This is a genomic window from Kitasatospora sp. NPDC001225, from assembly GCF_053597855.1.
Window position 1 is genome coordinate 1 of record NZ_JBSFJC010000214.1, and the last position, 9189, is coordinate 9189.

7 protein-coding genes are annotated in these 9189 nt (G+C 75.7%); 4 read left to right on the forward strand and 3 right to left on the reverse strand.

The annotated features are described in order from the left end of the window. Positions 1-125: 125 nt before the first annotated feature. The 3 genes from ACWDCZ_RS37255 to ACWDCZ_RS37265 all read right to left on the reverse strand — a co-directional run bounded on the left by ACWDCZ_RS37255 (position 126) and on the right by ACWDCZ_RS37265 (position 4086). Entirely contained in the window at positions 126-857 is a 732-nt protein-coding gene (locus tag ACWDCZ_RS37255; protein ID WP_449818235.1) for a heparin lyase I family protein, read from the reverse strand. A gap of 151 nt (positions 858-1008) precedes the next feature. Then, positions 1009-2430 (reverse strand): uracil-xanthine permease family protein, encoded by a 1422-nt coding sequence (locus tag ACWDCZ_RS37260; protein ID WP_449818236.1) that lies wholly within the window; start codon positions 2428-2430, stop codon positions 1009-1011. A gap of 216 nt (positions 2431-2646) precedes the next feature. After that, on the reverse strand, positions 2647-4086 hold the full coding sequence (locus tag ACWDCZ_RS37265) for a helix-turn-helix domain-containing protein (RefSeq protein WP_449818237.1): 1440 nt from the start codon (positions 4084-4086) through the stop codon (positions 2647-2649). A gap of 187 nt (positions 4087-4273) precedes the next feature. Between ACWDCZ_RS37265 and ACWDCZ_RS37270 the strand changes: the two genes are divergently transcribed. The 4 genes from ACWDCZ_RS37270 to ACWDCZ_RS37285 all read left to right on the forward strand — a co-directional run bounded on the left by ACWDCZ_RS37270 (position 4274) and on the right by ACWDCZ_RS37285 (position 9117). Beyond that, a complete protein-coding gene (locus ACWDCZ_RS37270; RefSeq protein WP_449818238.1) occupies positions 4274-5026 on the forward strand; it encodes a DUF4232 domain-containing protein in 753 nt (250 codons plus the stop codon). A 148-nt stretch (positions 5027-5174) separates the two neighbouring features. Beyond that, positions 5175-8186 (forward strand): BTAD domain-containing putative transcriptional regulator, encoded by a 3012-nt coding sequence (locus ACWDCZ_RS37275; RefSeq protein ID WP_449818239.1) that lies wholly within the window; start codon positions 5175-5177, stop codon positions 8184-8186. Between the two features lie 146 nt (positions 8187-8332). Next, positions 8333-8818 carry a RipA family octameric membrane protein gene (locus ACWDCZ_RS37280; RefSeq protein WP_053112619.1) on the forward strand — a complete coding sequence of 162 codons (486 nt, stop codon included), beginning with the start codon at positions 8333-8335 and terminating at the stop codon, positions 8816-8818. Beyond that, positions 8815-9117: a DUF7701 domain-containing protein gene (locus ACWDCZ_RS37285; protein ID WP_074005344.1), complete on the forward strand. Its 303-nt coding sequence runs from the start codon at positions 8815-8817 to the stop codon at positions 9115-9117. Before ACWDCZ_RS37280 ends, ACWDCZ_RS37285 begins: the two co-directional genes overlap by 4 nt. The last annotated feature ends 72 nt before the right edge of the window (positions 9118-9189 follow it).

Below are 9189 nucleotides of genomic sequence, written 5' to 3' on the forward strand. Positions count from 1 at the left end.
CCCTGCGCGCGCGGGCGCGCGCCCGGCGCGGCCTGGCCGGGTCCCCCGGGGGCGGGCTTGGGCCCCCCCCCCCCCCACACGGGCGCGCCCCCACCGCGTCCGGCGCGGTCCGGGCCCACGGCTGTTCACGAGCCGGCGGTGGCCGCCTCCAGGGTGGTGGCCATCACCGGGCTGGTGAAGGTGTTCGTCGCGTCGCCCGTGGAGGGGTGGTACGAGCCCCACTTGAGGTAGTTCCGGTCGCCGTCCCAGGTGGTGCCCTTGAACGTGCCCGAGCCCGTGGTGAACGTCTGCTTCACGCCGTCGAACCAGAAGTCGATGGTGCCGTCCGTGCGGCCCAGGCGGATCTTCAGCGCGTACGAGTGCCAGGTGTTGTTGGCGGTCTGCGCGGTCCACAGGGAGTGCGACACGTGGGCGGTGTCCCACTCCTGGAGGCGGACGCGCCCGTTGACGATGTCGATCTCGATCGGGTGGTTGGCGGTGTCGGTGCTCGGCGAGCACTTCAGCTGGAAGACGTACCGGCTGTTGGTGTCCTTGATGTCCACCTTGGACGACCAGCCCAGGTAGAAGGTGTCGCCCTCCTTCAGGTCCGGGCTGAGCGTCTCGCAGCGCTCCTCGCCGGCGGCCTGGAAGGCCCGCCACACGCTGCCCTTCACGGAGTCCTTCACCACCTTGAAGTTGCCGGAAGCGCACTGGACGGCCTTGAACGAGGACGGGCCCGTGCTGGTGCTCGGCGTCCACAGGACCTTGCCCGCGTCGGCGGCGGGGCTGCTGGCGGAGGCCTGGCCGCAGGTGAGCGCCAGCGTGGCGAGGGCGGCGGCCGCGGTGGCGGCCTTGCGGCGGTGGGTCAGAGGGGACATGCCTCTCCCGGGGGGATGAGTGGCCGATACGAGCGAGCAGTGATTCGACCAGCAACCGGCCCGCCCGGCCAGACGAAACGGCCGACGGAAGTGCTTTTCGGTCACTTCCGCCGGCCGTCCTCCGGGGTGAACCCGGCCCTGCTCCCGTCCGTTACGGGGTGCGCGGTGCCCCGGTTCCCCCGGCGCCCTCAGCGCCTTCCGCGTTCTCGTCGTACGAGGAGGTGCCCTCGTCCAGCAGCGGCTCCTGCGTCTTGAGGTGCGCCGGCGCCAGCGCCCGCAGCGCGTGGTAGCCGGTGATGACGACCAGCGTGCCGAGCGCGATGCCGCTGATGCTGAAGGTGTCGGTGAACTTCAGCGACACGTTGCCGATGCCGATGATGATGCCCGCCGCGGCCGGCACCAGGTTCAGCGGGTTGCGCAGGTCCACCTGGGACTTGGTCCAGATCTGCGCGCCGAGCAGGCCGATCATGCCGTAGAGGATCACGGTGATCCCGCCGAGCACCCCGCCGGGGATCGCGGCCACGATCGCGCCGAACTTCGGGCACAGGCCGAACAGCAGGGCGAAGCCCGCCGCCGCCCAGTACGCCGCCGTCGAGTAGACCCGGGTGGCGGCCATGACGCCGATGTTCTCCGAGTACGTGGTGTTCGGCGGGCCGCCGACCGCGGTGGAGAGCATGGAGGCGACGCCGTCCGCCGAGATCGCGGTGCCCAGCTTGTCGTCCAGGTTGGAGCCGGTCATCTCGCCGACCGCCTTGACGTGCCCGGCGTTCTCGGCGACCAGCGCGATCACCACGGGCAGCGCCACCAGGATCGCCGACCACTGGAAGGACGGGCCGTGGAAGGTCGGCAGGCCGATCCAGTCCGCCTTGCCGACGCCCGACAGGTCCAGGCGCCAGTGGTCGGTCATGTGCCCGCCGCCGTCCACCGAGTGGATCTTCCCGAAGACCTGGTCGAACAGCCAGGAGATCCCGTACCCGAACAGCAGCCCCAGGAAGATCGCCACCCGCGACCAGAAGCCGCGCAGGCACACCACGGCCAGACCGGTGAACAGCATCACCAGCAGCGCCGTCCACTGGTCCTGCGGCCAGTACGTCGAGGCGGTCACCGGGGCGAGGTTGAAGCCGATCAGCATGACCACCGCGCCGGTGACGATCGGCGGCATCGTGGCGTGGATGATCCGCGCCCCGAACCGCTGGACCGCCACCCCGACCAGGAACAGCACCACGCCCACCACGAACACCGCGCCGGTCACCGTCGCGCTGGTGCCGCCCTGCGCCCGGATCACCGCCGCCACGCCCACGAAGGACAGCGAGCAGCCCAGGTAGCTGGGCACCCGGCCCTTGGTGGCCAGCAGGAAGATCACGGTCGCCACGCCGGACATCATGATCGCGAGGTTCGGGTCGAGCCCCATCAGCACGGGCGCCACGAAGCTCGCCCCGAACATCGCCACCACGTGCTGGGCGCCCAGCCCTACCGTGCGGGGCCAGGAGAGCCGTTCGTCGGGACGGACCACCGCCCCCGGCGCGGGCGTACGCCCGTCGCCGTGCAGCTTCCAGCGCACGCCGAGATCCATGGGTGTTTCGCTTTCTCTGTACTTCCGAGGAACTGTCCGCACCATTGTGGTGGCCGCCGGGTGCCCTGGCGATCACCCGGCCCGCGCGTGAGCTGCGCGGACGTGTGGTAACAGCCGTCGGAGTCGGTTCCTCCGCTTGGTCCCGGCCCGCCCGGCGCGGGCGGTTCGTCCGGCGCGGGCGGTTCGTCCGGCCCGCCGGGCTCGGCTTCCGAGGGCTCAGCGCGGCCGGCGCTCCCACTCGCTGCCGCCCAGCGGGTAGTCGTAGCCCGGCCGCCCGGTGGCCCCGCTGGTACGGAACGGCGTGTTGCCCGCGGCGACGCGCATCGTGCCCTTGCGCCCGCCGCTGGACCAGTCCAGGGTCAGCTCCCAGCGCACGTCGTGCGCCCGGGTATGCGCGGTGACGTAGAAGACCTCGGGATCGGACTCGCTGACCTTGCGCGGGAAGGAGCGCTGCCCGCCCCGGGCGGTGACCGTCGGACTGCCGCTGTCCAGGTCGATGTCGAAGGAGGCGCTCTCCACCCCGCCGCCGCAGCCCACCCCCATCGCGTAGTCGTTCCAGGGGAGCGGCGCGCCCTTGGTCACGACCCGTACGTGCAGCGCCTCCAGGACGACCGTGTCCTTCCCGGTGCCCTGGACGGTCAGCGCGACCCGCTGCTCCCCGGAGGCGACCGCGCCGTACGCGGCGGCCCAGCGCGGCGCCTCCGGCTCGTTGGCGGGCGGGCCGACCTGCTGGGGCGGGCTGTCGACGAGGAAGTGCTGGTAGCACGGGTTCTCGTAGACGTAGGGGCGGGTCGCGATCCTCAGCGGCGACGGGTCGGCGGTGGCGGTGGGCGAGGCGCCGGCCGGGTCGGAGCTGGTGAGGCCGGAACCGGCCGCGGTGCCGGGAACGGCGTCGGGCGCGGCGTCGGAGGACGAGGGGGAGGCGGAGGGCGCCTGGCCCGCGCCGCCCGGGGGAGTGGACGCGGAGGCGCCCGGCGTCGAGGGCTCGGCACTGCCCGGCTGGCCGGTGTCGGTGGCCACCGCCTCGGCGGCGCCGGCCGGGCGCTGGTCGGCGGCCGCCTCCGCGCTCCCACCGTTGGCCCCGTTCCCGTGCCCGCCGGAGGGGACGAGGCTGAAGGCCACCGCCCCCAGCACGGCCGCCGCGGTGACGGCGGCCAGCAGCACTCGGCGCCGGCCCCGCCCCGGCGCGGTGCCCCCGGCCGGCACGCCGACGGCGACCGGCTCGTCCTCCTCGCCGTCCGGCGGCCCGTCCGGCGCCGGTTCGGACGGCGCCGGCCCGGACGGCGCCGGGCCGGCGTCCGCCTCCCGTACGGGCTCCGGGACGGGAGCGGGTACGGCCGCAGGTACGGCGGCAGCAGCGGGAGCGGAAGCCCCCGCCTCCTGCCCCGGCCGGGCCCGGCGCGCCCCGTCGGCCAGGATCCAGCGCCGGTGCAGTTCCATCAGCTCCTGCGGCGTCGCCCGGCAGAGCCGCGCCAGGCGGTCCAGCGGTGCGAACTCGGGCGGCACCACGGCGCCGATGCAGTAGCGGTGCAGCGTCGAGGTGCTCAGGTGCAGGCGCTTGGCCAGCGTCCCGTAACTGAGCCCCGAACGCTCCTTCAGTTCCCCCAGCAGTGCCGCGAGATCGTCCGCCGCCGGGCTCCCCGTCGCGTGCGGCATTCCCATCGTCCAACCCCCATGTCTCATCCCCGTGTTCCAGGACCCCGGCATCCCCCCTGCTCAGGGCCCCTCCCAGTGTCCCAGCGTCCCTGACCGGCCGTTGACCGTGGCGGCTGGGACGGGCCACCAGGCAGGCTCCGGTCATCCAAGCACCACACCGAACGATCTTCGAAGAGGCCACGCCCACATGCTCGGCATCCGCACCGCCCGTACCTCCCGCACCCGCCTCCTGGCCGCCGTCGCGACCGCCGCGCTCGCCGCGCTCACCCTGACGGCGTGCAACGACGACGCGGGGGACGCGGGCGGCAAGGGGACCTCCGCGAACTCCCCGGCGCCCACCGCCCCGCCCGCCGCGAGCGCCCCCGCCCCGGCGGCACCCGCCCCGGCCCCCGCACCCGCCACCGGAGCCCCCGCCGCCACCGGCGCCCCGGCCCAGACCGGCTCGCCCGCCTCCGCCAAGCCCTCCGCGAAGGCCCCCGCCGCCCCGAAGCCCCCGAGCCCCGCGGACGGCAAGGCCGTCACCTGCGAGGGTTCCGTCACCAAGACCGTCGCGGCCCCGCTGACCCGCCCGGTCAACCATCTGCTGCTGACCGTCACCAACACCGGCAGCGCCCCCTGCTACCTCTACGGCTACCCGGCCGTGCGCTTCGGCGAGGCCCAGTCGGTGCCGCCGGTCATCGAGGACTCCAAGCCGCAGGCCGTCGTCACGCTCAAGCCCGGCGAGTCCGGCTACGCCTCGGTGAACCTGTCCGCCACCGACGGCAGCGGCGCCCACGGCCGCACCGAGACCTCGCTGGCCGTCTACTTCCACGGCCCCTCCGGCAACGAGAGCGTCGGCGCGGGAAGCAACCCTTCGCTGCCCGCCAAGGGTCTGTACATCGACGACTCGCTCAAGGTGGGCTACTGGCAGCAGTCCATGGACGACGCCGTCACCTCGTAGTCCCCGGACCGGGCGGGGCGGCGGGGCCGGTGCCCGCCGCCCCGCCGCCCGCGGTGCGCCGCCCCGCCCGTTCGTGGGCGACGCTCCGCGACCGACGGATCGCGTGCTGTCATATGCTTGTCATATACATCTGATCCAAGGGGGGTGCGTGGAGTTCCGACTGCTGGGCTCGGTGGCCGTGGTGGCCGCGGACGGCCGCGAGCTTCCGGCCGGATCGGCCAAGCGCCGCAGCCTGCTGGCCATGCTCCTGCTGAACCCCGGAGCACCGGTCACCGTCGAACGGCTCACCGAGACCCTCTGGGACGAGGAACCGCCCCGGCACTCGCGCACCGTCATCCACAACCACGTCTCCGGGCTGCGCTCCCTGCTCACCGCCCACGACGCCCCCGCCGCCGGCGTCGAACTCGTCACCGACAACGGCGCCTACCGGCTGCGGACACCCGACCAGGCCGTGGACACCGTACGGTTCGACCGCCTGGTGGCCCGCGCCCGCTCCCTGGACGACGACGCCCGGGCCGCCGCCGACCTGCGCGAGGCACTCGCCCTGTGGCGGGGCCCCGCCCTGGCCGGCACCACCGCCGGCCTGCCGCTGCAGTCCGCCGCCCGGGCCCTGGAGGAACGGCGGCTGGCCGCCGTCGAGGACCTGGCCCGCGCCCACGGCCGGCTCGGCGACCACTGCGCGGCCGCCGGCCTGCTGCACACCGAGGCCACCGCCGACCCGCTGCGCGAACCGCTGGTCGCCCACCTCATGCACGCGCTCGGCCGCGCGGGGCGCCGCTCCGAGGCCCTCGACTGGTTCCACCGCACCCGCCGGGCCCTCGCCGAGGAACTCGGCATCGACCCCGGACCGGAACTCACCGACGCCTACGCCCGCCTGCTGCGCACCGACACCCCGCCGAGCCGCCCCGACGCCGCCCCGCGCCCCGCCCTGCCGCCGGGCCGCTCCGACCGGGTGCCGCCCGCCCGGCACCCGAGCGACCAGGAACCGCCGGACCGGCTGGCGTCCGACCGCCCGGCCTTCGAGCCCGTGCCGCCCACGCGGGTCCCCACCGTCGGCGGCCTGGCCTCCGTCCCCGACCAGCGGCCCGCACCCGCACCCGTACCCGCGCTCGCACCGGTCACCGCCCGCCCCCCGGCAGCACCCGCCGCCACCGCCGCGCAGCACACCCCCTGGCCCTTCCCCCGCCGCCCGCGCGGCTTCGCCGGCCGGGAGGACGAACTGGCCGCGCTCGACCGGGCCACCGCCGCCCCCGGCGCCGTCGCCCTGCTCACCGGCGGCGCCGGCGTCGGCAAGACCACCCTCGCCCTGTCCTGGGCGCACCGCCGCCACCAGGACTTCCCCGACGGCCGGCTCTTCGTCGACCTGTGCGGCCACAGCCCGCTGCCCGAGCGCGACACCGCCGCCGTCCTGCGCGAACTGCTGCTCGCCCTGGGCCTGCCCGTCGAGCGGATGCCTGCCACCGCCGAGGCGATGGGCGCCCGCTACCGCGAACTGACCGCCGGGCGCCGGATGCTGATCGTCCTGGACAACGCCCGCCGCTCCGACCAGGTGCGCCCGCTGCTGCCCGACGGCGACGACTGCGTCACCCTGGTCACCAGCCGCGACCGGCTCGGCGGCCTGGTCGCCTCCGACGCCGCCCGCCCCGTGCCGCTCGCCGAACTCTCCTCCCCGCAGGCCGTCACCCTGCTCGCCGCGACCCTCGGCCCCGACCTGGTCGCCGCCGAACCCGAGGCCGCCGCCCGCCTGGCCGACCTGTGCGACGGCCTGCCGCTGGCCCTGCGGCTGGCCGCCGCCCGCCTGGCCACCGGCCCGGCCCGCGCGCTGGCCGCCCTCGCCGACGAACTCGCCGACGAGCAGGACCGCCTGGACCTCCTCGACGTCGAGGACACCAGCGTCGCCGCCGCGCTCGCCCTGACCGTCCAGCACCTGGGCGAACCCGCCCGCCGGACGTTCCGCAGCCTCGGCGCCCACACCGGCGCCACCCTCGACAGCCGCACCGCCGCCGCCCTGGCCGGCTGCCGCCCCGACGAGGCCGCCGCCGCCCTGGCCCAACTGGCCACCGCCCACCTGATCGTCCAGATCGGCCGGGACGCCTACACCCTGCACGACCTGGTCCGCCTCTACGCCCGCAGCCTGCCCGGCGACACCGACACCCAGGTGCTGCCCCGCCTGCTCGACCACCTGCTCAACACCCTTCTCACCGCCTGCGCCGCCGCCGAACCGGGCAGCGAACCGTGCTGCGCCCTGCCGCCCGGCACCCGCCGCCCCGCCGAGGTCCGCCCCTTCCCCGACCGGGCGAGCGCCCTCGCCTGGTACGCCGCCGAACGCGACACCCTGCGCGGCGCCGTCGAGGCGGCCGTCGCCGCCGGACTGCACGACCGCGCCTGGCGCCTGGTGCTGCTCCAGTGGCCGCTGATCGTCTGGCAGGTCCGGGACGGCTGGGCGCCGCTGCTCGAACACGGCCTGGCCGCCGCCGAGGCCGACCGCGACCCCGGCGCCCAGTCCCGCGCCCGGGCCCTGCTCGGCTGGGTCCTGCTGGAGGAGGGCCGCCCCGACCAGGCCCTCGACCACCTGGAACGCGCCCCCGACCTCGCCGCCCGGGCCGGCGACGGCTGCGCCCAGGCCGTCGCCCTGGTCAACCACGCCGTCGCGCTCGCCCGCCACGGCGACCACGCCGGCCGGGCCCGGGTGCACGGCCTGCTGCTGAAGGCCCTGTCCCTGGCCGAACGGGCCGGCCGCGCCGACCTCGTCGGCCTCGCCCGCCAGCACCTGGCCCACGAGTGCCTGGCCGCCGGCGCCCACGAGGAGGCCGCCCAGCACGCCGCCCGCGGCCTGGCCGTCGCCGAACCGCCCTTCCCGGTCACCCGCAGGGTGGTCCTGCAGACCCTCTACGGCCGCGCCCTGGCCGCCACCGGCCACCCCGAGGAGGCCGCCCGCCACCTCGGCGCCGCGCTGCGCACCGCCCGCGCGCACCAGTACGGGGAGGGCGAGTCGGAGGCGGGCGCCGCGCTGCGCGCCCTGTCGGACGGCGGCGCCGCGGTGGCCGGCGCCGTCGCGCCCGCCGCCGCGTCGCCGGGCACCGCGGCGCCCGGCACGGCCGTGCACGCCACCGCCCCCGGCGGCCCGGCGTACGCGCGGCCGTCGACCTACCCGCGCTGACCGGACCCGCGCTGACCCTCCCCACCGCCGGTGTCCCCGCCAGCGCGCAGCACTGGCGGGCCCGCCCGAAGGGAAGGATGGACACAACGGGGGAAGCCCGGGCAGCGGGCGAAGCCGGCACACCACCTGCCCGAGGGGGATGCGCGATGACCACGCCGCCGGAGCCGAACCGTCGGTCCGAACTGCTGGAGCTGTACCTGCTCGCCGTGGAGATGGCCGACCGCGTCTCGGCCCGCCGGGGCAGCGCCAACACCTTCTTCCTGTCCGTGCAGACCGCGCTGGTCACCCTGATCGGCTTCGGCATACCGAAGTTGTCCGAGTCCCCGTGGTGGGTGCCGACCGCCGTCGCGCTGGCCGGCATCACCCTCTCCGGCGCCTGGTGGATGCAGCTGCGCAGCTACCGGGACCTCAACGGCGCCAAGTTCCAGGTCATCAACAGCCTGGAGGAGAAGCTGTCCGCGCGGATCTACACCGACGAGTGGGACGCCCTCAGGAACACCGCGGCGGCCGGCCGGCGCCACCGGCACTACACCGAACTCGGCACCACGGAACGGCTCGTGCCGATGATATTCGCGGCGGCCCATCTGATCCTGCTCACCGGCACGCTCGTCAGCGGCACACTGGCCGTATGAGCCACCTCGACCCCATCGCCGACCTGATCCGCTCCTGCCTGCCCACGGAGGCCAGACCCCCCGAGGGCGCCGACGACCTGTTCCGCCTCTACGCCGTGCTGCTCCAGGCCAAGGGCGAGCAGGTCACCGACGAGGACGTCCACAACGCCTGGACGGCCTGGACCCAGACCACCGACGACACCCACCGGGCCCTGGTGCCCTTCCACGACCTCGACGCCCGCACCCGCGCCCTGGACGCCCCGTACACCCTCGCCATCCGCACCGCCGCCCGCCGGCTCCACCGCCCCGCCACGGCCTGAGGACGGCCGCGGCCCGGGGACGGCCGCAGCCGGGGGACGGCGACGGGCCCGCGGCGGGGGAGCGGCCCCGGC

Excerpts from the sequence above, each read along its gene's own strand:
- ACWDCZ_RS37255 (WP_449818235.1), bottom strand. The coding sequence starts at position 857 with ATGTCCCCTCTGACCCACCGCCGCAAGGCCGCCACCGCGGCCGCCGCC.
- ACWDCZ_RS37260 (WP_449818236.1), bottom strand. The coding sequence starts at position 2,430 with ATGGATCTCGGCGTGCGCTGGAAGCTGCACGGCGACGGGCGTACGCCC.
- ACWDCZ_RS37265 (WP_449818237.1), bottom strand. The coding sequence starts at position 4,086 with ATGCCGCACGCGACGGGGAGCCCGGCGGCGGACGATCTCGCGGCACTG.
- ACWDCZ_RS37270 (WP_449818238.1), top strand. The coding sequence starts at position 4,274 with ATGCTCGGCATCCGCACCGCCCGTACCTCCCGCACCCGCCTCCTGGCC.
- ACWDCZ_RS37280 (WP_053112619.1), top strand. The coding sequence starts at position 8,333 with ATGACCACGCCGCCGGAGCCGAACCGTCGGTCCGAACTGCTGGAGCTG.
- ACWDCZ_RS37285 (WP_074005344.1), top strand. The coding sequence starts at position 8,815 with ATGAGCCACCTCGACCCCATCGCCGACCTGATCCGCTCCTGCCTGCCC.